Consider the following 24808-nt stretch of genomic DNA (forward strand, 5'->3'; position numbering starts at 1 on the left):
GCGGGGTTATTTTACGCGTATTGGCTATAAGTATCGGCGTTCGTTGTAGCGATATCGCTGTGGTTGGCCTGCGGGCAAAAGACGAAAAAGAGGTTTAACTCATGACAGATAAGCGCAAAGACGGTTCAGGAAAGTTACTGTACTGCTCTTTTTGCGGCAAAAGCCAGCATGAAGTGCGTAAGCTGATTGCCGGGCCGTCGGTGTATATCTGCGATGAATGTGTTGACTTGTGTAACGACATTATTCGCGAAGAAATTAAGGAAGTGGCGCCACATCGTGAGCGCAGTGCGTTGCCGACGCCACACGAAATTCGCCGTCACCTTGACGATTACGTCATTGGTCAAGAACAGGCCAAAAAGGTGTTGGCTGTTGCGGTATATAACCACTACAAACGCTTGCGTAATGGTGACAGCAGCAACGGAATCGAACTGGGTAAAAGTAACATCCTGCTGATCGGTCCGACAGGGAGCGGTAAAACGCTGTTGGCTGAAACGCTGGCGCGTTTCCTGGATGTTCCATTCACCATGGCAGATGCTACCACGCTGACCGAAGCGGGTTACGTGGGTGAAGACGTTGAAAACATCATTCAGAAGCTGTTGCAGAAGTGCGATTACGATGTGCAGAAAGCGCAGCGTGGCATTGTCTATATCGATGAAATCGACAAGATTTCTCGTAAGTCAGACAACCCGTCGATCACCCGTGATGTGTCTGGTGAAGGCGTGCAGCAGGCGTTGTTGAAGCTGATCGAAGGAACTATCGCAGCGGTTCCGCCGCAGGGTGGACGCAAGCATCCGCAGCAGGAGTTCTTGCAGGTGGATACCTCCAAGATCCTCTTCATCTGTGGTGGGGCGTTCGCGGGGCTGGACAAAGTGATCGAGCAGCGTACTGACACGGGACGCGGCATCGGCTTTAATGCGACAGTTAAAGGATCGGCTGAAAAAGCGACCGAAGGCGAACTGTTAAGCCATGTTGAGCCGGGTGATTTGATCAAATTTGGTTTGATTCCTGAGTTCATCGGACGTTTGCCTGTTGTTGCGACCCTGAGAGAATTGAGTGAAGACGCACTGATTCAGATTCTGCGTGAGCCAAAAAATGCGCTGACCAAACAGTATCAAGCGCTGTTCAATCTGGAAGGCGTTGAGCTGGAATTCCGTGATGAAGCGCTGACGGCGATTGCGAAGAAAGCGATGATACGTAAGACTGGTGCACGTGGTTTGCGTTCTATTGTTGAAGCTGCGTTGCTGGAAACAATGTACGATCTGCCATCGCTGGAAAGTGTGGATAAAGTTGTTATCGACGAATCCGTTATTGCGGGCCAGTCCGAGCCATTGCTGATCTATGGCAAGCCTGAGACACAGCAGGCTTCCGGTGAATAATTAATCAATTTGGCGGTATTAAAAAATAAAAATGGGGGATTTTATCCCCCATTTGTTTTTTACACGCATGCTGGTCGTTGAATGTGAGACATTTATCCCCATATACTCAAATACCTATTTGATGAAACCGTGAAAACCGCGTTTCACGAGATTCCCATAACCTGGCGGAAACGAAACTAAGAGAGAGCTCTATGAACCCTGAGCGTTCCGAACGCATAGAAATCCCCGTATTGCCATTGCGCGATGTGGTGGTTTATCCGCACATGGTCATTCCGTTGTTTGTTGGTCGGGAGAAATCGATTCGGTGCCTTGAAGCCGCAATGGATCATGATAAGAAGATCATGCTGGTGGCACAGAAAGAAGCCTCAACGGATGAGCCAAGTATTAACGATCTTTTCTCGGTAGGGACAGTAGCCTCAATTCTTCAAATGCTGAAACTGCCAGACGGCACGGTAAAAGTGCTGGTCGAAGGGTTACAGCGTGCGCGTATTACGACGCTTTCTGACAGCGGTGAACATTTCGCTGCACACGCAGAATATCTTGACTCCCCAGCAATTGATGAGCGCGAGCAAGAAGTTCTCATGCGTACGGCAATCAATCAGTTTGAGGGATACATCAAGCTGAACAAGAAGATTCCGCCGGAAGTCCTCACATCTCTTAACAGCATTGATGATGCCGCGCGTTTAGCTGACACCATTGCTGCGCATATGCCGCTGAAATTGGCTGATAAACAGTCTGTACTTGAAATGTTCGATATCACTGAACGTTTAGAGTACCTGATGGCAATGATGGAATCCGAAATCGACCTGTTGCAGGTAGAAAAACGAATCCGCGGCCGTGTTAAGAAGCAAATGGAAAAAAGCCAGCGTGAGTACTATCTGAATGAGCAAATGAAAGCCATTCAGAAAGAGCTGGGCGAGATGGATGACGCGCCGGATGAACACGAAGCGTTAAAACGCAAGATTGAAGCGGCAAAAATGCCGAAAGACGCGCGTGAAAAAGCCGAAGCTGAATTACAAAAGTTGAAAATGATGTCGCCAATGTCTGCGGAAGCGACGGTGGTGCGCAGCTACATCGACTGGATGGTGCAGGTGCCGTGGAATGCGCGTAGCAAAGTGAAGAAAGATTTGCTTAAAGCGCAGGAAATGCTGGATACCGACCATTACGGTCTGGATCGCGTGAAAGAACGTATCCTTGAATATCTCGCAGTACAGAGCCGCGTCAGCAAGATCAGAGGGCCGATTCTGTGTCTGGTAGGGCCTCCAGGTGTGGGTAAAACCTCACTCGGCCAGTCTATCGCTAAAGCGACTGGACGTCAGTATGTGCGCATGGCGCTAGGTGGCGTGCGTGACGAAGCGGAGATCCGTGGACATCGCCGTACCTATATCGGTTCAATGCCTGGCAAACTGATCCAGAAAATGGCGAAAGTTGGGGTGAAAAACCCACTATTCCTGCTGGATGAGATCGACAAGATGTCTTCCGACATGCGTGGCGATCCAGCTTCTGCCTTGCTGGAAGTACTCGATCCTGAGCAGAACGTTGCGTTTAACGATCACTATCTGGAAGTCGACTACGATTTGTCCGATGTGATGTTTGTTGCTACGTCTAACTCCATGAACATTCCGGCGCCGCTACTTGATCGTATGGAAGTCATTCGTCTTTCCGGTTATACCGAAGATGAAAAACTGAATATCGCCAAACAGCATCTGCTGCCGAAACAGATTGAACGTAATGCGCTGAAAAATGGCGAACTGTCAGTAGAAGACAGTGCGATTGTTGGCATTATCCGTTATTACACGCGCGAAGCTGGCGTGCGTAGTCTGGAGCGTGAAATCTCCAAATTGTGCCGTAAAGCAGTAAAAACGCTGTTGATGGATAAATCCACTAAGCCTATTCAGATTTCGGGCGATAACCTTAAGGATTTCCTTGGGGTACAACGTTTTGACTATGGTCGTGCGGACGATGAAAATCGCGTAGGGCAGGTGACTGGACTGGCCTGGACGGAAGTTGGTGGCGATCTGCTGACGATTGAAACTGCCTGCGTACCAGGTAAAGGTAAACTGACCTATACTGGTTCGTTGGGTGAGGTCATGCAAGAGTCGATTCAGGCTGCACTTACCGTAGTTCGCGCCAGAGCGGAAAAATTAGGCATCAATACTGATTTTTACGAGAAGCGCGATATTCACGTTCACGTTCCTGAAGGGGCGACGCCAAAAGATGGGCCGAGTGCGGGTATCGCTATGTGTACTGCGCTGGTCTCTTGTTTGACCGGCAACCCAGTGCGTGCTGATGTGGCGATGACGGGTGAGATTACCCTGCGTGGTCTGGTGCTGCCGATCGGCGGTCTGAAAGAGAAACTGCTGGCTGCACACCGTGGTGGTATCAAGACGGTATTGATTCCTGATGATAACAAACGCGATCTGGAAGAAATCCCACAGAACGTGATTGCCGATCTGGAAATTCATCCCGTGAAACGTATCGAGGAAGTGTTGGCGTTAGCGTTGCAGAATGCGCCTTCTGGCATTCAGGTGGTCTCGACCCCTAAAGCCAGAGCCAAGGCCAAGGCAAAATAGTGACCTGTCGCAAAAACCCTTGAGAAAATCAGGGCTGGTGAGTGAAATCGTGCTTGCCAGCTTTTTTTTGTACCGCTAAGTTAGAGCACTGTTAGTTTTAGCCGTAACTGGCTAAGACATGACAGTATTGATTATATAAGTTACGTGTCGCGTCTTGGGACATTGAAGCGCGATAAGAGAATTCCAGAGGGGATGACAGAGTGAACAAGTCACAATTGATCGACAAAATTGCCGCAGATGCTGATATTTCCAAAGCGGCAGCAGGGCGTGTGTTAGATGCAATTATTGGTTCCGTTACCGAATCCCTGACAGAAGGGGATGATGTTGCTTTGGTTGGCTTCGGTACTTTCTCAGTACGTGAACGTGCTGCTCGTACCGGTCGTAACCCGCAAACTGGTAAGGAAATCAGTATCCCTGCGGCAAAAGTACCAGGATTCCGTGCTGGTAAAACGCTGAAAGACGCCGTTAACTGATTATTACGTCACAGGTTTGGCTGATAACCACTTCGGGTTGCCAAACAATACCTGACGCAATGATATTGGTAGGGTAAGATACGGGGCGCATCATTTTATGATGTGCCTTTTATTTTATCAGGACTATACCCCAAATAATTCGAGTTGCAGGACAAAACGCTAGCGTTTTGAACAACGCAATGCGTTGGCCCGATAGGGCAAGGCTTATTCATAAGCCTTGTAACGCGGCAAGGGAAGGAGTCCCGATGAACTTACTCAGGTAAGTGATTCGGGTGAGTGAACGCAGCCAACGTACATGCAACTTGAAGTATTACCGGTATATACATACCCGACACATTGCAGAACGTGGCGGGCAATAAGCTTAAGTGCGCCCTAGCCTTGTATTGGGCCAATCGCAAGGATGCATGGCTCCGGCCAGCGCAGGGAGTTTTATCCATTCTACAGCGGAGTGTTGTCACATTATGATGGACAATTTACGTACGGCCGCGAATAACGTCGTGCTCAAAATTATTCTTGCTTTGATCATCGCATCATTCGTTTTAACTGGCGTTGGTGATTATCTTATTGGTGGTTCAGGAGATTACGCTGCAAAGGTGAACGGGCAGGAAATTACCCGTGCACAGCTTGAGCAGGCGGTACAAAACGAACGCAGTCGTCAGCAGGAAACCCTGGGTGAGAATTTCTCTCTTCTGGCGAGCAATGACGGTTATATGCAGCAACTGCGTAGGCAGGCACTCTCCCAACTCATTGATGAAACCTTGCTGGATCAGTATGCCAACAAGCTGGGACTAAACATCAGTGATGCGCAAATCAAACAGGCGATCTTTGACGTTCCCGCGTTTCAGACAAACAACCGTTTTGATAATGAAAAGTATCTGGATCAAGTTCGTCGCCTAGGCGTAACGCCGGAGATGTATGCTCAGATGCTGCGTAAGCAACTGACCTCACAACAGCTGATTCGCGGTTTTGGTAATACGGCATTCCTGTTGCCGCAGGAGATCGATAATCTGGTGAAACTGGCTGCGCAGGATCGTGTTGTTCGTGTAGCAACCATTGATATCGCTGCCAAGGCGAAAGCTCAGACGGTTGCTGACGATGAAGTCCAGAGCTATTACGATCAAAACAAAGGCAATTTCATCGCACCAGAGGAATTCAAAGTCAGCTACATCACGTTGGATGCGGCAAGCATCATGGATAGCGTGAAAGTAGATGATGCAGCTATCAACGATTTCTACGAACAGAATAAGAACGACTATTCCCAACCTGAGCGCAAAAAATTCAGCGTCATCCAGGTGAAGAATGAAGCCGATGCAACATCTGTTCTGGATTCGCTGAAACAAGGTGGCGACTTTGCTGCGCTAGCGAAAGAGAAATCAACGGATGTCATCTCGCGCCGCAACGGTGGCGATCTGGGGTGGATGGACGAAAACAGCATGATTGATGAGCTTAAGCAGGCAAAACTGACGGAGAAAGGTCAGGTTTCCTCAGCGATTAAATCATCTGTGGGCTATCTGATTGTACGTCTGGATGATGTCCAGCCGCAGCAGGTCAAACCGTTGAGCGAAGTACGTGCCGAGATTGCTGAGAAAGTGAAGCACGAGAAAGCGCAGGATGGTTACTATGCGCTGCAACAAAAAGTCAGCGAAGCGGCTAGCAATGACAACGAATCTCTGGCTTCAGCAGAAGAAGCGGCCGGTGTGAAAGCAGCTCAGACAGACTGGTTTACGCGCGAGAAGGTTCCAGCCGCGCTGAACTTCCAACCGGTAACGCAGGCTATCTTTGGCGGTGCATTGCTTGGGGAGAATGGTGCTGCTGGCAACAACTCCGATGTGATTAACGTTGACGGTGACCGTGCTTTTGTTCTGCGCATCACTGAGCATAAGCCTGAAAGCACTCGCCCTCTGGATCAGGTTCGTACCGAGATCGTAGAGGCGTTGAAGCGTCAGAAGGCTGAACAGCAGGCTCGTGTGGACGCTGAAAAAATTCTGGCTGAGCTGAAGCAAGGCAAAGATGACGCGCTTAAAGCAGCAGGATTGAGCTTTGGTGAAGCAAAAACGATGTCTTCTATCTCTCAAGGTGATGCAACGGCTGAGGCGATTTTTGCTATGCCGCACCCACAGAAAGATAAGTCGTCTTATGCGATTACTCAGGATCAGGCCGGTAATGTTGTGCTGGCTGCACTGGATAGCGTGACGCCGCATCAGCTAAACGATGAGCAGAAGACACAGTTTGCCAGCCAGGTTCAGCAAGGTTCGCTGGGCGCGCTGTTTGATTCTCTGCTCTCCAGCTTGCGTAGTGAAGCGAAAATCAAGATGGGCAATGCGGCGCAGGAACAGCAATAAGCTCCGCAAAAATTTGCAAATCGTTGCAACAACTAAAGGCCGCTTTCGCGGCCTTTTCCACATTTAAATTCTACTGTTTGCGATGTTTATGGGTCTGCGGCAAGGTAGGCGTGCTGTCACACACATGGAGGAAACAGCATGAAAAAATCAGGAATAAAAGCACTGTGCTTAATTATTGGAATGAGTTTGTCTGGGCTACCATTACTGGTTCAGGCGGCACCTAAAGCCGCTGACAGTATGGCAACGGCGGTGAAGTCTGCGCCAGCAGATCAGAAAGCAGAAAAAGGAACGCTTCCTGATGGCGATGAGGACAAGGTAAGCATTAATGCGGCGAACGCTGCTGATTTGGCTGAAATAATGAACGGCGTCGGCCTTAAAAAGGCGGAAGCGATCGTTAGCTATCGTGAGCAAAATGGCCCTTTTACCCAGATCGAACAATTAACTGAGGTACCGGGAATTGGGGCTGCATTAGTTGAGCGCAATCTCTCTCGTTTAAAACTGTGACGTTCTCAAAATTGTGATGTTGGCCGCAGCCCTGTCGAGCACTTCCTCGGGGCTGTAAAGCTCTGCTAGGCTAGGTATCAGGTCATACCAGTTGTTGGTTTCGTCACAGGAGCATTAGCATTATGCAGACTTTCATTACTGTTCGTGGTTATCACATTGATGTTTATCAGCATGTTAATAACGCGCGCTATCTGGAGTTTCTGGAAGAGGCTCGTTGGCAATGGCTGGAAACGCTGCCTGCATTTGGCTGGATGCGTAGCAACAATATTGCTTTCGTGGTGGTGAACATCAATATCAACTATCGCAAGCCTGCCGTTCTCGGTGATGTGCTATGTGTTGATAGCGAATTACTACAGATGAATACGAAAAGCGGTGTGATCAGTCAGAAAATAACCCGAGTGTCTGATGAAAGTGATGTGGCGGATGCCACGTTGACGTTTGTCTGTATTGATTTATTGACGCAAAAAGCGCTGCCGCTGGAGGGAGAACTGCTGGAACACTTAAACGAGATTCGTCGTTAACATAAAGCAACATGCCGCTTCTGGACGAAGTGGCATGCTATTTTTACTTTGTGTAAAATTTTTGTGTGCCGAGGCTTCAGCGCAACCCGACTTTCAGCTTCAGTGACGCCATGACTGCCGCCGCGTCTTTTTGATATTGTTCGAGCCCATTTGCGCGTAAATGACAGGCGGCACACTGACCACATCCATCACCCTTGATGCCGTTATAGCAGGTTAGCGTGTGGTAACGCACGGTATCGAGTTGCTGGTAATAATCCGCCAGCGCCCAGGTCTCGGCCTTATTGAGCCACATCAGCGGAGTTTCAAAGCGGATGTCACGGGCAATACCTAAAACAATGGCCTGATTCAGAGCCTTTACGAATTCGTCGCGACAATCTGGGTAGCCGGAAAAATCGGTCTCACACACACCGGTAATGACGGCTTCTGCACCAACCTGATAGGCGTAGATAGACGCGAGTGTCAGGAAAAGAATGTTTCTTCCCGGAACGAAAGTGTTGGGAATGCCTTGTGCATTGGCGTCGTAATCAGGAACTGGGATGCTGTCGCGCGTTAGGCTGCTGGTGGCGAGTTCATTCAGTAAGCCGACGTCCAGAACTTTATGCGCCGTTGCCCCCAGTTTCTGGCTGAGTTCTTGGGCGACATCAATTTCCGCGCGGTGGCGTTGTCCGTAATCGAAGGTGATGCAGTGGACGTCATCATAATGTTGCAGAGCCTGAATCAGGCAGGTTGTGGAATCTTGTCCACCGCTAAAAACGACAACAGCACGCTTCATTCTTTTCACCTTAACACAACGTTAACCGCAAGACGTCTCTAACGCACTGCGGTGTAAAGTCGCTATGTTACCCGAAAACCACGCTAGCTGAAAAATAGCCTGGATTTAGCGCTGTGGCTGTGCGCTAAATACACCTGCCTCACGCCAGGCTGGGTTCTTGCATGATAGAGGACATCTTCGGGTTGTTTAGATCGCTGAGGTAAGGGCTAATATCGCCGATGTTTTTTTCTACCCAACTGCTGTTGTAGTAGGTGTCCAGATAGCGTTCGCCGCTGTCACATAACAGGGTCACAATTGCGCCTTTTTGGCCACGATTAACCATTTCTTTGGCCAATTGCAGCATACCCCAGACATTCGTGCCGGTAGAGGCGCCTGTTTTGCGGCCTAATACGCTTTCTAACCAGTACAGCGTTGCGATGCTGGCGGCATCCGGCACTTTGATCATGCTATCAATGACGCCTGGAATAAAAGAAGGTTCGGCACGTGGGCGACCAATACCTTCTATCCGACTGCCGCACGGGCCAATGATGGAACGATCCTGTTTCTGATAGCAGTCATAGAAGACCGAGTTTTCTGGATCGACGACGACCAGTTGCGTATCCAGCCCCTGATAGCGAATGTAGCGCCCGAGCGTGGCTGACGTACCGCCTGTACCGGCGCTCATCACAATGTAGTCTGGTACGGGGTGGGGTTCGCGAGCCATTTGGCGGTAAATGCTGTCGGCAATATTGTTGTTGCCACGCCAGTCGGTGGCGCGCTCCGCGTAGGTGAACTGATCCATATAGTGGCCGTTCATCTCTTGTGCTAGTTGTTCGGATGCGGCATAGATTTGTCCCGCTTGCTCAACAAAATGGCAGCGCCCGCCGTAGAACTCGATTTGCTCGATTTTTCTTTTTGCGGTACAGGACGGCATGACGGCAATAAACGGTAGGCCAAGCAAACGTGCAAAATACGCTTCTGATACAGCGGTGCTGCCAGATGATGCTTCGATAATTGGCGTACCTTCTTTAATCCAACCGTTGCACAGCCCGAAGAGAAATAAGGAGCGCGCCAGGCGATGCTTCAGGCTACCACTGGGGTGTGTGCTTTCATCTTTGAGATAAAAATAGATACCGGGGTAATCCGGCAGGGTCAGACGGATAAGATGCGTATCAGCCGAACGCTGAAAATCTGCTTCGATAGCGCTGACGGCATTTTTAACCCAGGCATTGGTCATGATGAAAACTCGGTTAGATAGTTATACGAATAGATTAACGAGTTTTCAGGATAAAAAAATTACCTTTTTATCTCTTTATGTTCATTTTAAGGGAATTATTTACTCTATACATGATTAATTTGGGGAAGGTTTTACCACTTCCCCCGCGAAAGCCGCTACCCAAAAAACATGGCGATGGCGGCTGCCAGTGCTACGAGAGCCATTAAAGCGAATGCCATGTTGATGGCACTAACGATAAAAGGGAATGCGATCGCTGTGATGCCAAGCATGGCTGCACTCATGCAAGATCTGGCCGACTCACGGCGAGCGAAGCCGAAAATGGCGAAAATCATCGCAAGGCAACCTAATACGGAGGTTGCTGTAATGACTAAGCGTTGTTCATTGAATGAGGATTTCGGTGGTGGTGTGGGGGCAGCTTTTCCTATTAGCCTATCCAATGTGGTGTCGCGAATGGAGACAATCTTCTCTGCGATTCGTTCTTCAATCGGCACTTCTGGCGTTGATGGTCCGGCCCAAAAGTAGGATACGGCAATGACTAATCCGATTGCGCCCAAAATCATACCTATCATACTGAATTTATTATTTTTATCTTTTTTCATCGTTTCGCCACTCCTGGTTGGCATAAAATACGTCATTGGTTAATACATAATGAATCGTACAAACTAATCTGGTTGCTTACTGTATTACCTTCTGTAAAGGTAATTAAATGCCATATTATACAATCTGTTATGTTTTTTCATTATCGAATGGTAACGTTTTTTCCTGATGCAACAAGAGAATGTTGCAGGCAATTTTTGCCGAAAATAACATTGCTTTTCTCTCTTAATCGCGGAAAGTAGGGAAAATTTTCTATGGATTGGCGCTATGTTGGGTAAAACATATTGGGTAAAACTATGCTGGATAAAATTGATCGCACACTGCTGAATATGCTGCAACAGGATTGTACGCTTTCGCTACAGACGCTGGCTGATGCGGTTAATCTGACATCCACGCCGTGCTGGAAACGTCTGAAGCGTCTGGAAGAGGAAGGGATCATCCGAGCCCGTGTAGCGCTGTTGGATAATGAACGTCTCGGGTTAGGGCTAACCGCGTTTGTCTTATTGAAGACGCAGCAGCACAATCGTGACTGGTATCAGACTTTCACTCGTATGGTATCCCAGATGCCGGAAGTGCTGGCTTTCTATCGAATGGCTGGCGAATACGATTATTTGATGCAGGTTCAGGTTGCTGATATGAAAAGCTATGATGATTTCTATAAGCGGTTGGTGAATGGTATTCCCGGTCTGGTAGATGTAACATCTAGCTTTGCTATGGAGCGAATCAAACATACCACGGCACTGCCTTTATCCCTGTGATTCACCCTGCATCCATCTTTTGTATAATCACTTTTCTGAGTCTGTCATGACCCATTTGGCTATTGGAATGAAAACCGCGTGAGACTGTTTGCTCAACTGAGTTGGTATTTTCGTCGTGAATGGCGACGTTATCTGGGTGCTGTCGCGCTCTTGATTGTGATCGCCGTCCTGCAATTACTGCCGCCTAAACTGGTCGGTGTCATTGTTGATGGCGTAACGCAACACGGCATGTCGATGGCCGAAATGATGAAGTGGATTGGCGTTATGCTGCTTACCGCCGTCATGGTGTATCTGCTTCGTTACGTGTGGCGAGTGTTCCTATTCGGCGCGTCATATCAGTTGGCCGTTGAGTTACGAGCAGATTTTTACCGCCAACTGAGTCGTCAACATCCTGCATTTTACCAACGCCACCGTACCGGCGATCTGATGGCGCGTGCGACTAATGATGTCGATCGCGTGGTGTTTGCCGCCGGAGAGGGCGTGTTGACGCTGGTCGATTCGATGGTGATGGGCTGTGCCGTGTTGGTGGTTATGTGTACCCAAATCAGCTGGGAGCTTACCCTGCTGGCGCTGCTTCCAATGCCGATCATGGCACTTTTCATCAAACGCTACGGTACTCAGTTACATAACCGTTTTAAAGCCGCCCAGGCTGCGTTTTCTTCGCTTAACGATCAAGCACAGGAAAGTTTGACCAGCATTCGGATGATTAAAGCATTTGGGTTGGAAAACTACCAATCCGCGCGTTTTTCACAGGTTGCAGCGGATGCCGGTGCGAAAAACATGCACGTCGCCCGAGTCGATGCCCGCTTCGATCCCACGATTTATATTGCCGTCGGGCTGTCGAATTTGTTGGCGATTGGCGGTGGTAGTTGGATGGTGATTAACGGTTCGATAACGTTAGGGTTGTTGACGAGTTTTGTTATGTATCTGGGATTGATGATCTGGCCGATGCTGGCGCTGGCCTGGATGTTTAACATTGTAGAACGCGGCAGTGCAGCATATAGCCGCATTCGTCAGCTACTTGCGCAAGAGCTTGTAGTGAAAGATGGTGAGGAACTACTGCCTGCCGAGAGAGGCGTGTTGGAGGTAAATATCTCCGCGTTTCGCTATCCGGATAATACTCGTGATGCTTTACAGCATGTTCAGTTTACGTTGGCTCCGGGCAAGATGCTGGGGCTATGTGGGCCGACCGGATCGGGGAAAAGTACGTTGTTGGCGTTAATTTTGCGTCATTTTGATAGCCAATCAGGAGAAATTCGCTATCACGATCGTCCATTAGACTCGATTCGGTTGGATGAACTGCGTAACCGCTTTGCCGTCGTGGGACAAATGCCTTTTTTGTTTTCGGATACGGTGGCACAAAACATTGCGCTGGGCCGGCCTGATGCCACGCAACAAGAGATTGAACAGGCGGCGCGGCTTGCGAGTGTCCATGACGACATTCTACGTTTGCCTAAGGGTTACCAGACTGAGGTTGGTGAGCGTGGTGTGATGCTCTCGGGCGGTCAAAAACAGCGGATTGCGATTGCGCGAGCGCTGCTGCTGGATGCTGAAATTCTGGTGCTGGACGATGCGCTGTCTGCGGTGGATGGGCGAACGGAGCACCAGATTTTACAGAACCTCAAAACATGGGGTGAAAAGCGGACGTTAATCATTAGCGCACATCGCCTGTCAGCACTAACCGAAGCGAATGAAATTGTGGTGTTGCAGCAGGGAAAAACCGTGCAGCGTGGCACTCACCGAACTCTGGCGGCAGAGCCCGGCTGGTATCGGGATATGTACCGTTATCAACAGCTGGAGGCGGCGCTGGATGATGTGCCGCAGTTGGAAGGAACGAAAAATGAATAGCCCTCAACAGTTTTGGCCAACTCTAAAGCGCCTGTTGGCCTATGGTTCTCCCTGGCGAAAACCGCTGATACAGGGCGTCGTGATGCTGTGGGTTGCGGCTATCGCCGAAGTCTCCGGTCCCGTGTTGGTAAGCTATTTTATTGACGACTTGGTGGCAAAAGGCCAGTTTCCGCTGGCGATTGCGGCTGGCTTGGCAATGGCCTATATCCTGCTGCAAATTCTGGCTGCCTCGCTGCACTATTTTCAGACGCTGTTGTTTAATCGGGTTGCGGTGGGTGTTGTTCAGCAACTGCGTATTGATGTGATGGATGCTGCTTTGCGTCAGCCGCTTAGCACATTTGATACACAGCCTGTCGGGCAATTGATTTCACGCGTCACCAATGACACCGAGGTGGTGAAAGATCTGTATGTCATGGTGGTGTCAACGGTATTACGCAGTGCGGCGTTGGTTGGTGCGATGCTGGTGGCGATGTTCAGTCTGAACTGGCAGATGGCGCTGGTTGCGCTGATGATTTTCCCCGCAGTTGCGACGGTCATGGTGCTTTATCACCGCTTTAGTACGCCGACAGTGCGTAAGGTTCGAGGCTATCTGGCAGACATTAACGATGGTTTCAATGAAGTGATTAATGGCATGGGCGTCATTCAGCAATTTCGTCAGCAGGCCCGCTTTGGCAAAAAGTTGGGTACAGCCAGCCATCAACATTATGAAGCGCGGATGAAGGCCTTGCGGCTGGAAGGTTTTCTGCTGCGGCCGCTGTTGAGCTTATTTGCCGCGATGGTGCTGTGTGGGTTGTTGATCCAATTTGGCTTTAGCTCGGCAGGGTCGGTTGGCGTTGGAGTTCTGTATGCGTTTATCAATTACCTTGGCCGTCTGAATGAACCACTGATTGAGCTTACCACCCAGCAATCGATGTTACAGCAGGCGGTCGTCGCGGGTGAACGTATCTTTGAGCTGATGGATGGCAAAAAGCAGACTTACGGCAATGACGAACGTCCTTTGGCTACTGGGCGCGTCGATATTGACAATGTCTCTTTCTCTTATGGCACAGAAAAACGTGTGCTACAGAATATATCGCTAACTATACCTGAGCGCGGTTTTGTCGCCTTGGTGGGGCACACCGGTAGTGGAAAGAGTACGCTCGCCAGCTTACTTATGGGGTACTACGCGCCGGATGAGGGTGAGATTCGGCTTGATGGCAGACCGTTGGAGACGCTCTCCCATGCCGTTTTGCGCCAAAATGTGGCAATGGTGCAGCAGGATCCTGTTGTGCTGGCGGAGTCCATGTTTGTGAATGTAACTCTGGGGCGTGATATCAGTGAAGAGGCCGTCTGGCGTGTGCTGGAAGTGGTGCAGCTTGCTGAACTGGTTAGTGATTTTCCTGAAGGATTACATACGCGCATCGGTGAACAAGGGAACAACTTGTCTACCGGACAAAAACAGCTGTTAGCGATTGCGCGGGTCTTGGTGCAAACGCCTAAAATCCTCATTCTTGATGAGGCAACGGCGAATATTGATTCTGGTACGGAGCAGGCGGTACAAAAGGCGCTACGCATCATCAGGGAGCAGACGACCTTGATTATCATCGCCCATCGGCTTTCGACTATCGTCGAGGCCGATATGATTATGGTGCTTCATCATGGGCAAACCGTTGAGCGTGGAACGCATGAGCAACTGCTGCAACAGCAGGGGCGCTACTACCAAATGTATCAATTGCAGTTGGCAGGAGAGGATCTCGCTGCAACCAGCACGGAATCATGCCCTGTGTAACACTCCCATTTGTAAAGTCGCGGTCTGCACCGTCTTGTGTGGTGCAGACCAACGGTCTGCGTATGCCTTCGCACCATCAGCAAGCATTGTGATTCTGATTTTTACCTGCTCTGCACTGAAAGTACTCTGTGTGCCCTAATTTGGTGCAATCATTGCCCCGAACTCTCCGTTACTTCTTTCCCTGTTAGTTTGCTTTTTGCGCTTTTCTATCTTTAATCACGTTCTCCTTCCTGATTTATGCCAGATAAATCATTTATGGCACACAGTTTGCTTTAATCATTACGTAGACCGACTTCATAGAGTGCTTAATCGAACAAGTGGCGGGCGAAAGCCCGAACGTAATGGCTAGGGGGAAGATAAATGAAACTGGTTACTGTGGTGATAAAACCATTCAAGCTGGAAGATGTACGTGAAGCGTTATCTTCTGTCGGCATCCAGGGGCTCACCGTCACTGAGGTGAAAGGATTTGGTCGTCAGAAAGGGCACGCGGAGCTATACCGCGGCGCAGAATACAGCGTTAACTTTTTACCCAAGGTAAAAATTGATATCGCGATTGCCGACGACCAATTAGACGAAGTGATCGACGTCATCAGCAAAGCCGCGTACACCGGAAAAATTGGTGATGGCAAAATTTTTGTCGCCGAGTTGCAAAGGGTTATCCGTATTCGTACGGGTGAAACTGACGAAGCCGCACTTTAACAACACCTAGCGTAGATACGTAAATAGGGATGGATGAAAATGAAAAAACGACTCTCTTCATTAGGTCTCGGTGTGGCGGCATTACTCCCGTCCTGGGCAATGGCTGCGACACCGACGATTGATAAAGCGGATAACGCTTTTATTATGATTTGTACCGCATTGGTACTTTTTATGACTATACCGGGCATCGCACTTTTTTATGGCGGCCTGATCCGTTCTAAGAACGTTCTGTCCATGATGACGCAAGTAAGCGTAACGTTCGCGATGGTCTGTATCCTGTGGGTGGTTTACGGATATAGCCTGGCGTTCAGTGAAGGTAACGCCTTCTTCGGTGGTTTCAGCACGTTTATGTTGAAAGGCATCGGGATTGAATCTATCAGTGGCACTTTCTATCAGTTCGTACATGTGGCTTATCAGGCTTCCTTTGCCTGCATCACTGTCGCGCTGATTGTCGGGGCGATTGCTGAGCGTATTCGTTTCTCTGCTGTGTTGATTTTTGTTGGGCTGTGGCTGACTTTCTCCTACCTGCCGATGACGCACATGGTCTGGGGCGGTGGTTATCTGGCTGCGGATGGCGCGTTAGATTTTGCTGGTGGTACGGTCGTTCACATCAACGCCGCGGTTGCTGGGTTAGTTGGTGCTTACCTGCTGGGTAAACGTGCTGGTTTTGGTAAAGAAGCCTTCAAGCCGCATAACCTGCCAATGGTGTTTATCGGTACCGCAATTCTGTATATCGGCTGGTTCGGTTTCAATGCGGGGTCAGCAGGTGCTGCGAACGGTATCGCCGCACTGGCTTTCTTGAACACGGTTGTCGCGACAGCTGCTGCGATTCTGGCATGGGTTGGCGGCGAGTGGTTGGTACGTGGTAAACCTTCTTTGCTGGGCGCGTGCTCTGGTTGTATCGCAGGTTTGGTGGCAATTACGCCAGCAGCGGGTACGGTTGGCGTGGGTGGCGCTTTGATCATCGGTCTGGCTGGTGGTGTTGCAGGTCTGTGGGGCGTTACCGTACTGAAAAGATGGCTGCGTGTGGATGACCCGTGTGATGTGTTCGGTGTTCACGGCGTGTGCGGTATCGTTGGTTGTATCCTGACAGGGGTATTCACATCGGCGTCGCTGGGTGGCACTGGCTATGCAGAAGGTGTGACTATGGCTCATCAGGTTTGGGTGCAGCTGTTCAGCGTGATTGTTTGTCTGGTGTGGTCTGGCGTGGTGGCATTTGTCGCCTTCAAGGTTGCGGATATGATCGTCGGTCTGCGTGTGCCTGAAGAGCAAGAGCGCGAAGGTCTGGACGTCAACAGCCATGGCGAGAGTGCTTACAACCAATAAGTAAGACAGTTTAAATACAGTGAACAGGCGTGGGGGGAACTCCATGCCTGTTTTGCTTTATGGCTAAAGTTATTCAAATTGCGTCGTTTTAGTTATGGAACGTCTGTCAGCAGATTTATTGCTGGCGGCGACGCATGACCCCTTCTTGCACGCTGGATGCAACCAATACGCCTTCCCGAGTATAGAATTGTCCGCGAACGAAGCCACGAGCGCCGGATGCGGACGTGCTTTCCACGGTATATAACAGCCAGTCATCCAACCGGAAATCACGGTGGAACCACATTGAGTGATCGATCGTGGCAACCTGCATACCCGGCTCCAAAAAGCCAACGCCGTGAGGCTGCAAGGCGGTGAGTAGGAAATTGCAGTCAGATGTATAGCCGAGCAGGTATTGGTGAATGCGCTTATCGTCCGGTAGTGGGCTGCTGGCACGGCACCAAACGTGTCGTACCGGCTTGTCCACTTCGCCCTTTAGCGGGTTATGAAATTTAACCGGGCGCATCTCAATCGGGCTGGCTTGAATAAATTTATCGCGAAAGCGGGGCGGCAAGAGATGCTGCATGTCTTGTGCGATTTCCTGCTCGGATTTCAGCGCCTCTGGCGGTGCGACATTTGGCATCATATTTTGGTGCTCAAACCCTTCTTCATGGCTTTGAAATGAGGCGGTCATATAAAAAATAGGACGACCATTCTGGATGGCACTAACACGGCGAGCGCTGAAACTGTTGCCATCGCGCAGATTTTCAACGTCATAAATAATCGGTTTCTGACTATCACCGGGTAACAAAAAGTAGCTGTGAAAAGAGTGAATGTTGCGCTCGACAGGAACGGTTTGTTTAGCAGCGGACATGGCCTGGCCAACGACTTGCCCACCAAAGACCTGGCGCAGCCCTAAATCATCGCTTTGCCCGCGAAATAACCCTTCTTCGAGTTTCTCTAAATGCAGGAGGTCGAGAAGGTGTTGTAGTGATTGACTCATGGTATCGGCCTCAATGAATGCGGATGGCTGGTTATCTGTTTGTTTTATAATGTGTAAAATATTCGACTATGGTTTTTTATTGCAATAAATATGTGAATTTCAGGAAAATATCAGAATTTTGCACCATCATTAATGTGTTTATTGAATCATACTATTTATGAGTGCCGGTCTTCGATGCCGGTAGTCTGACAATAATAAAGGAGACTGACCGAATGAAATTATGGCATATCTTAGGCGGTATCACGTTGTCGATGACTCTGGCTGCATGTGCACAGAGGGATGATTATGGCGTTTCTCCTCAGACTGGCGCACCTGTCACCAGTGTTTCCTCCCAACGTCCGGCTGTTGCGATGCCGGCGGTAACCGGTACTGTGAATATTCGTCAGCGCATTGCGCTACCTCACAACGCGGTTTTGACCGTTACGGTGTCTGATGCATCTCTGGCGGATGCACCTTCAAAAGTGATTACTCAACGCGTGACGCGTACGGAAGGAAAGCAGGCTCCTTTCCAGTTCGAGCTACCATATAACCCGGCTGATATTCAGCCCAACGCGCGTATCTTACTCAGCGCAGCGGTTGCGATCGACAATCGTGTCGTCATGGTGACGGAAAACATCTTACCGGTCATTAGCAACGGGGTAAATAACGCCGATCTGGTGTTGGTGCCTGTCGCTTCAGTTCCCTTACCAGCGAAAAATCAGGGATCAATGATATCTAACCCAACGAGTCAGACTCCTCATATGCTCCAGGGGCAGCCTGAATCGCCATCTTTGGCTCCGCAGCCAGTCTGGTAATTTATCTGGATACGCGCCGTTATGGCGCGTATTGCCAGCGATATTTAGCAAGATCAATCTTGCCCTGACGATTGAAAATCACGCCTTCCGCCTGTAGTGCAGATTTCTGACGCATATAATCTCCACCAGACAGCGATATTTCGCCTTTACGATTGATTACCCGATGCCAGGGGAGTTTGCTGTCTTTCGGTAGACGTTTCAACACACCACCAACTTGTCTTGATGCTCTGGGCGAATCGGCAAGCTGCGCGATGTCACCATAGGTCGCTATTTTTCCATAGGGAATCGCCGCGACAATTTGAAAAATGCGTTGGCGAAAATTATCGTTTTCTTCTGACATCCGTGGATGTTCCTGCTGTTTCTAAATCGATTGAACATCATAGTGGCATAGTGAGGTGAGTAAGAAAACAACGGTTAGTATGGGTTAGCTTGCAATTGCCTATCTCATCGCCGATAATGCCCACCGCTTTGTGACACGCTGTAGTTATCATGCGCAACCTGTTATAAAGTCGTCAATGGAGGCCCTGTCGGTTCTCCCGCAACACTAACCTGTGGACTCGGTCAGATCCGGAAGGAAGCAGCCGCAGCAGGAGACGTGTGTGCCGGGATGTAGCTGGCAGGGCCTCCACCATTTCTGCTTCTCATAATCGCTATATCGTCAAACTATGACTTTTCCCTCTGCTCATAGACTTAATGCTTCTGTATACACTCGACGCTTTCGCATACATAAACTCAGTGTCATCATTCTTGGCTTAACAGACATCACACACCGCTCTCGATTTCTTCAGGGAGATTACTGCGTATCTTTACTTAGCGAGTAATAATTGCGGTAATTATTACGTCCTTTTTTCATCAAGGGATATACCATTAGTGATGTTATCTATTGATGCGATTGTTATAAATGATAATGGGGGAGAATAAGCATCTAGCGAGTGGGGTTTTTCATTTTTACTTAATATTAAAAATACAATTTGTTACAAGTATTACTTAATTAATGCATTAAAAATATAATAAAAACAAAGGCCGATAATATTATCGGCACAGTGTATTTAATGTCAGTTTTTGTATGTGTGCCGTGAGAAATTAACGTACGTATCGCCATACTGCGGTAGGGATTTTGTCGTAGAGTTTGTTCATTGTCAGTTCAGCCAGACGATGATCGGCTGCGGAAAAGAACATCTCCAGTTCATCATTGGAGAGCTCATACTTGTTTTTTTCAATAACACGTTCAAGAGTGTCAATGGTTGTGCATTTACGCAAACGCATCAAATAGTCGATTTTTTTCATAATGGCCTATGCAAACAGTACCTGGTGGTTAAAAAATATAAATAAATTATTGCTTAAGTTTTAGCAGGCGTACAGACGTTCTCCCCTGAGAACATTCCGAATAATTTTGCTTTAGACTTCTGCCAGCGCCGTAGTTCAGCATCATTAATACCATAGTTGCTAAACAAGACGTAGGTATCATCCAAATACTTTTCAACCTGCTCTGAAAGCTCACTTTCGTTAGGGTATTTTATTTTAAATGTGAGAATAAATGTAGCGATATGCTCAATAAGTTCATTTAATTGGAGATTGATCGCAGATGTTGGATCATTGACCCAGCCGTGACTGCTATCGCCTAACGTTGCTATGCTTTCATCACACAGATTCTCACATAAGAATCTGAGTTGGGCAATATCATAATGTTTTGGTGTGTACTCATCCATATCAATCCCTCCGTTAAGCCGTTATTCAGTGTTACTGCGGTTAACACCTGGTAAACAGGTAGACTGATGAAGCTTGCAAGATAAAGACATTAGCATTGTTTCGTATTCATGCTGTTACAGGTAATGCGTTGACGATGGTGATTTTCTCAGCAATGAATGAGACAACAAAGATTTTCTTACCTCCTACTATCTACTATGTCGCGAAATAGGGCTGGCGTAAATACCAACATATCATGACTTAACCTTAAGTATAGTTCTACCATGTTGGTTACGGTTACGTCATTCTATATATGACTATAGCAAAAGCGTTCGTAAAGTTCGCGGATAATAGATAAGGTTTTCATTGCTATTTATTTTGATTAAACCGCAAATTTTTTGTTGTAACAATGAGCATAGAATAAACTTGCTGCGGATTATTTAATTATTTATATCTAAAAATATGGGGAATAGCAGAAGCAATGCGAAGAGATTTTTCAGTTGATAAGTTGAATTGTCGTTCGTTATCTTATTGTTTCAGAAGTTTTTTTATGAAAATAATCCCGTACAGCCTTGTTAGTCACGCAACGAAGACTGTATCGGGATGAGCCAGAGAAAGATTAACCTTTTTTCTTTTTTCCGCCTTGTACGGCCTTAAAGCGCGGATTGGATTTACATATAACGTAAACACGTCCGCGACGACGGACTACTATACAATCTTTATGGCGATTTTTTGCTGAACGCAGCGAACTGAGCACCTGCATTTAATAACCCTCTTTGATTACTTGAAGAAGTTTCCGAAACGCTGCTGGAAGCGCGCCGTGCTGCCTTCTTTGGAATATTCTTTTTGCTTCCCGGTATAATAGGGATGCGATGCCGAAGAAACGTCAATGGTGACGTAAGGGTAGCTGGACCCCTCCAGGTCTATGGTTCGATCGGTTTTAATCGTTGATCCCGTCTTGTAATAAACATCCGCGCTGGTGTCATGAAATACCACCGTGCGATAGTCAGGATGAATACCTGCTTTCATAGCTGCCTCATTTGTTATGTTATAACATATCTATTATGTTGCGCTTTTTTGACATCAGGATCAACCATTATGTTGTTGCAAGGCCACAGCATTATCTAAGTCACTATAGAGGCGGATAAAGATGCAAACGGCACTGTGCTTGTTTGGTGAGAATGAGCTGACAGGAAAGGGCAGGAAAGTAAAAAAGGCCGCTAGGCGGCCTTTCAGAGCGTTGACAAACCTATTTCCTAAATGAAAACGGGAGTAACGGAATAGAAGAGTAAAGCGTTTGCGCCAGGGATGGCGCAAGCCGAGCGCGCAGGGATGTGTTTACAGCGTCTTTACGATCTATCCGTTACTCTCGCTCTACGGACTTTGTCAGCAACCTAAAAGGCCGCTATGCGGCCTTTTAGGGGAGATATCGATGGATGTTCAGCCTTAGTGTGCTGTTGTGTCGTCTACTTTCTTGCCAAAACGGCGGCGGACAACAACAAAGAACACCGGAACGAAGAAGATAGCCAGCACGGTTGCTGTAATCATCCCGCCCATTACGCCAGTACCAACGGCGTTCTGTGCACCGGAGCCTGCACCACTACTGATAACCAGCGGCATTACACCGAGGATAAAAGCAAGTGATGTCATCAGGATCGGACGCAAACGCATACGAACGGCATCAAGCGTTGCTTCTATCAGTCCTTTCCCTTCTTTTTCCATCAGATCTTTAGCAAATTCGACAATCAATATGGCGTTCTTCGCCGATAGCCCTATGGTTGTCAGCAGGCCCACCTTAAAGTAAACGTCGTTTTCAAGACCTGTCATATTCGCCGCAATCAACGCGCCGATGATCCCTAATGGAACAACCAGCATGACGGAGAACGGTATTGACCAGCTTTCATAAAGTGCTGCCAGACACAGGAACACGACAATCAATGAAATAGCATAGATTGCGGGCGCCTGGTTGCCTGATAACCGCTCTTGATAGGACATACCCGTCCATTCGTAACCGATACCTTGCGGTAATTGGGTAACGAAATTTTCCATCAATGCCATGGCTTCACCAGTACTCTTACCTGGAGCGGCTTCACCCTGTATCTGCATAGATGGTTGACCGTTATAACGCTCCAGACGCGGTGAGCCATATTCCCAGTGGCTCTGCGTGAATGCGGAGAATGGCACCATTTGCCCGTTACTACCGCGGATGTACCAGTTTTTGATGTCATCAGGCAGCATACGGAAAGGCGCGTCGGCCTGAACGTAAACCTTTTTCACACGACCGCGGTCAATAAAGTCATTCACATAAGATCCACCCAGCGTTGTTGCCAACGTAGAGCTGATATCCGACAGTGATACACCAAGCGCTTGTGCTTTTTCCTGATCGACATCGAGACGGAACTGCGGTGTATCTTCCATCCCGTTAGGACGAACTTGTACCAGTGTATCAGGGTGTTGTGCCGCCATGCCCAGCAACTGGTTACGGGCTTCCGTCAGTTTTGCATGCCCAAGGTTAGCCTGGTCAATCAGCTGGAAGTCGAAACCTGTTGCGGTACCCAGTTCGATAATCGCAGGTACGTTGGCCGCAATCACGATAGCTTCTTTATACTGGCTGAAGACCGCGTTAGCTCTGTCTGCAATCGCCTGCACTTTATTCTCTGCGCCGCTGCGTTCACTCCAGTCATTCAAGCTGGCGAAGGCCAAACCGGCATTCTGCCCACGGCCGGAGAATCCGAAGCCCGTCACGGTAAACACAGATTTGACGTTATCTTTCTCATTTTCGAGATAATATTGCGTCATTCTGTCCATGATTTTCTGGGTGTTTTCCTGTGTTGCACCTGAAGGCAACTGAACAATGTTCAGGAGAACCCCTTGATCTTCGTCTGGCAGGAAGGACGTTGGCAAACGTAGGAACAACAGTGCCAGACCCACAACAATCACCAGATAAATAACCAGATAACGGCCAGTGCTACGCAGGATATTCGCCACACTGTCGGTGTAGTGGTTAGTGCTCTTCTCAAACAGCCTGTTAAACCAGCCGAAGAAGCCTTTTTTCTCACCGTGATCGCCTTTGGCGATTGGTTTCAGCAGCGTCGCACAAAGTGCGGGCGTCAAAATCAACGCAACCAGAACCGATAGCACCATCGCAGACACGATGGTGATGGAGAACTGGCGATAAATTGCCCCTGTGGAACCACCGGTAAATGCCATCGGTACGAATACCGCAGACAGCACCAGCGCAATACCGACCAACGCGCCTTGGATCTGCTCCATGGAACGTTTGGTCGCTTCTTTCGGCGGCAGGCCTTCTTCCGCCATGACACGTTCCACGTTCTCCACGACGACGATGGCGTCATCCACCAGAAGCCCGATGGCGAGAACCATCGCAAACATCGTCAAGGTGTTAATGGAGTAGCCAAACGCGGAGAGGATTGCAAACGTCCCCAGCAAGACGACCGGCACCGCGATTGTTGGAATCAACGTGGCACGGAAGTTCTGCAAGAACAGATACATCACCAGGAATACCAGTACGATGGCTTCCACCAGCGTTTTCACTACTTCGTTGATTGAGATTTTAACGAAGGGCGTTGTGTCGTACGGGTAAACCACTTTCATGCCAGAAGGGAAGAACTCTTCCGCTTTGGTCAGTGCATCTTTTACAGCGGTTGCCGTATCCAGCGCGTTCGCACCTGTTGCCAACTTGATACCGATACCGGCAGCGGGCTGACCATTGAAACGTGCAATTGTGTCATAGCTTTCTGCGCCCAACTCAACACGGGCAACGTCTTTAAGACGAACCTGAGAGCCGTCAGCGTTAACCTTCAGCAGGATTTTAGAAAACTCCTCTGCTGAATTGAGTCGGGTCTGCGCAATGATTGACGCGTTCAACTGCTGGCCGGGAACAGGTGGCGCTCCCCCCAGTTGTCCTGCCGCGATCTGGTTGTTTTGGACTCTGATCGCTGCGGTGACATCACCTGAGGTTAACTGATAGTTATTTAGTTTGTTCGGATCCAGCCAAATACGCATGGCGTACTGGGCACCAAACAGCTGCGCGTCACCCACACCGGATGTGCGGCTGATTGGGTCTTTAACGTTAGCGGCCACGTAGTCAGCGATATCTTCCTGCGACATTTTACCGTCTTCACTAATGAAGGCGGCAACCATGAGGAAGCTGCTACTTGATTTCTGAACGTTAACCCCCTGCTGCTGTACTTCTTGTGGCAACAGCGGCATTGCCAGTTGCAGCTTGTTCTGCACCTGAACCTGCGCGATGTCCGGGTCGGTACCAGCGTCAAAGGTCAGCGTAATTTGGACCGTACCTGAGGAATCACTGTTTGAAGACATGTACATCAGGTTATCGATGCCGTTCATATTCTGTTCAATAACCTGCGTAACAGAATCTTGCAGTGTTGATGCATCGGCCCCAGGATAGTTTGCTGTTATTTCAATCGCGGGTGGCGCGATTGTTGGATATTGGGCAATAGGTAATTTAACAATTGCCAGCAACCCCGTCAGCATCACCATGATGGCGAGTACCCATGCAAAAATGGGTCGATCTATAAAAAACTTAGCCATG

At 48.8% G+C, this 24808-nt stretch carries 22 protein-coding genes and 1 other RNA gene; 13 read left to right on the plus strand and 10 right to left on the minus strand.

What is annotated here, in order from left to right; genetic code table 11:
- The first annotated feature begins 101 nt into the window (after positions 1–101).
- The 6 genes from clpX (at position 102) to KP22_RS00300 (ending at position 7789) form a co-directional block, all read left to right on the plus strand.
- Entirely contained in the window at positions 102–1376 is a 1275-nt protein-coding gene (clpX, locus tag KP22_RS00275) for an ATP-dependent protease ATP-binding subunit ClpX (RefSeq protein ID WP_039301661.1), read from the plus strand.
- Positions 1377–1567: 191 nt separating this feature from the next.
- Complete coding sequence (lon, locus tag KP22_RS00280) at positions 1568–3949, plus strand: endopeptidase La (RefSeq protein WP_039301665.1); 2382 nt, start codon at positions 1568–1570, stop codon at positions 3947–3949.
- A 200-nt stretch (positions 3950–4149) separates the two neighbouring features.
- Entirely contained in the window at positions 4150–4422 is a 273-nt protein-coding gene (gene hupB / locus KP22_RS00285) for a nucleoid-associated protein HU-beta (RefSeq protein WP_039301668.1), read from the plus strand.
- Positions 4423–4883: 461 nt separating this feature from the next.
- Entirely contained in the window at positions 4884–6764 is a 1881-nt protein-coding gene (ppiD, locus tag KP22_RS00290; RefSeq protein WP_039301670.1) for a peptidylprolyl isomerase, read from the plus strand.
- Between the two features lie 138 nt (positions 6765–6902).
- On the plus strand, positions 6903–7268 hold the full coding sequence (locus tag KP22_RS00295) for a helix-hairpin-helix domain-containing protein (RefSeq protein WP_039301673.1): 366 nt from the start codon (positions 6903–6905) through the stop codon (positions 7266–7268).
- Positions 7269–7390: 122 nt separating this feature from the next.
- A complete protein-coding gene (locus KP22_RS00300; RefSeq protein WP_039301676.1) occupies positions 7391–7789 on the plus strand; it encodes an acyl-CoA thioesterase in 399 nt (132 codons plus the stop codon).
- Between the two features lie 76 nt (positions 7790–7865).
- Here KP22_RS00300 and queC read toward each other — a convergent pair whose 3' ends face one another.
- From queC to KP22_RS00315, 3 genes are all read right to left on the minus strand, one after another.
- The gene (gene queC / locus KP22_RS00305; RefSeq protein ID WP_039301679.1) at positions 7866–8561 is read right to left on the minus strand and encodes a 7-cyano-7-deazaguanine synthase QueC; all 696 of its coding nucleotides are present in this window, start codon (positions 8559–8561) and stop codon (positions 7866–7868) included.
- A gap of 139 nt (positions 8562–8700) precedes the next feature.
- Complete coding sequence (locus tag KP22_RS00310) at positions 8701–9777, minus strand: PLP-dependent cysteine synthase family protein (RefSeq protein WP_039321696.1); 1077 nt, start codon at positions 9775–9777, stop codon at positions 8701–8703.
- A 155-nt stretch (positions 9778–9932) separates the two neighbouring features.
- Entirely contained in the window at positions 9933–10376 is a 444-nt protein-coding gene (locus KP22_RS00315; RefSeq protein ID WP_039321699.1) for a hypothetical protein, read from the minus strand.
- 294 nt (positions 10377–10670) lie between these two features.
- On the opposite strand from KP22_RS00315, the gene KP22_RS00320 reads away from it, so the two are divergent.
- The 5 genes from KP22_RS00320 to amtB all read left to right on the plus strand — a co-directional run bounded on the left by KP22_RS00320 (position 10671) and on the right by amtB (position 16773).
- The gene (locus KP22_RS00320; protein WP_039301690.1) at positions 10671–11132 is read left to right on the plus strand and encodes an Lrp/AsnC family transcriptional regulator; all 462 of its coding nucleotides are present in this window, start codon (positions 10671–10673) and stop codon (positions 11130–11132) included.
- 78 nt (positions 11133–11210) lie between these two features.
- Entirely contained in the window at positions 11211–12980 is a 1770-nt protein-coding gene (locus KP22_RS00325; RefSeq protein WP_039301694.1) for a SmdA family multidrug ABC transporter permease/ATP-binding protein, read from the plus strand.
- Entirely contained in the window at positions 12973–14748 is a 1776-nt protein-coding gene (locus KP22_RS00330) for a SmdB family multidrug efflux ABC transporter permease/ATP-binding protein (protein WP_039321702.1), read from the plus strand. The genes KP22_RS00325 and KP22_RS00330 overlap by 8 nt, the downstream gene beginning before the upstream one ends.
- Positions 14749–15108: 360 nt before the next feature.
- A complete protein-coding gene (glnK, locus tag KP22_RS00335) occupies positions 15109–15447 on the plus strand; it encodes a P-II family nitrogen regulator (protein WP_002208627.1) in 339 nt (112 codons plus the stop codon).
- A gap of 39 nt (positions 15448–15486) precedes the next feature.
- Entirely contained in the window at positions 15487–16773 is a 1287-nt protein-coding gene (gene amtB, locus KP22_RS00340; protein ID WP_039301700.1) for an ammonium transporter AmtB, read from the plus strand.
- 115 nt (positions 16774–16888) lie between these two features.
- Here amtB and tesB read toward each other — a convergent pair whose 3' ends face one another.
- Positions 16889–17752 carry an acyl-CoA thioesterase II gene (tesB, locus tag KP22_RS00345; protein WP_039301702.1) on the minus strand — a complete coding sequence of 288 codons (864 nt, stop codon included), beginning with the start codon at positions 17750–17752 and terminating at the stop codon, positions 16889–16891.
- Between the two features lie 212 nt (positions 17753–17964).
- Here tesB and KP22_RS00350 point away from each other — a divergent pair, with 212 nt between their 5' ends.
- On the plus strand, positions 17965–18546 hold the full coding sequence (locus tag KP22_RS00350; RefSeq protein WP_039321705.1) for a YbaY family lipoprotein: 582 nt from the start codon (positions 17965–17967) through the stop codon (positions 18544–18546).
- Between the two features lie 19 nt (positions 18547–18565).
- Here the strand turns inward: KP22_RS00350 and KP22_RS00355 are convergent, their stop codons facing one another.
- Positions 18566–18886: an MGMT family protein gene (locus tag KP22_RS00355; RefSeq protein WP_039301709.1), complete on the minus strand. Its 321-nt coding sequence runs from the start codon at positions 18884–18886 to the stop codon at positions 18566–18568.
- A gap of 185 nt (positions 18887–19071) precedes the next feature.
- On the opposite strand from KP22_RS00355, the gene ffs reads away from it, so the two are divergent.
- An RNA gene (gene ffs / locus KP22_RS21340) (signal recognition particle sRNA small type) lies at positions 19072–19168 on the plus strand.
- A 461-nt stretch (positions 19169–19629) separates the two neighbouring features.
- Here the strand turns inward: ffs and KP22_RS00360 are convergent.
- The 5 genes from KP22_RS00360 to KP22_RS00375 form a co-directional block, all read right to left on the minus strand.
- A complete protein-coding gene (locus KP22_RS00360) occupies positions 19630–19833 on the minus strand; it encodes an HHA domain-containing protein (protein ID WP_011092758.1) in 204 nt (67 codons plus the stop codon).
- Between the two features lie 53 nt (positions 19834–19886).
- Positions 19887–20255, minus strand: coding sequence for an Hha toxicity modulator TomB (tomB, locus tag KP22_RS00365; RefSeq protein ID WP_005976089.1), 369 nt, complete (start codon positions 20253–20255; stop codon positions 19887–19889).
- 596 nt (positions 20256–20851) lie between these two features.
- Positions 20852–20995: a type B 50S ribosomal protein L36 gene (gene ykgO, locus KP22_RS21345; protein ID WP_005976091.1), complete on the minus strand. Its 144-nt coding sequence runs from the start codon at positions 20993–20995 to the stop codon at positions 20852–20854.
- Between the two features lie 17 nt (positions 20996–21012).
- A complete protein-coding gene (locus KP22_RS00370) occupies positions 21013–21261 on the minus strand; it encodes a type B 50S ribosomal protein L31 (protein ID WP_039321708.1) in 249 nt (82 codons plus the stop codon).
- Between the two features lie 417 nt (positions 21262–21678).
- A complete protein-coding gene (locus tag KP22_RS00375) occupies positions 21679–24807 on the minus strand; it encodes an efflux RND transporter permease subunit (protein ID WP_039301713.1) in 3129 nt (1042 codons plus the stop codon).
- Position 24808: the final 1 nt, after the last annotated feature.

It is taken from the genome of Pectobacterium betavasculorum (assembly GCF_000749845.1).
GTDB lineage: Bacteria > Pseudomonadota > Gammaproteobacteria > Enterobacterales > Enterobacteriaceae > Pectobacterium > Pectobacterium betavasculorum.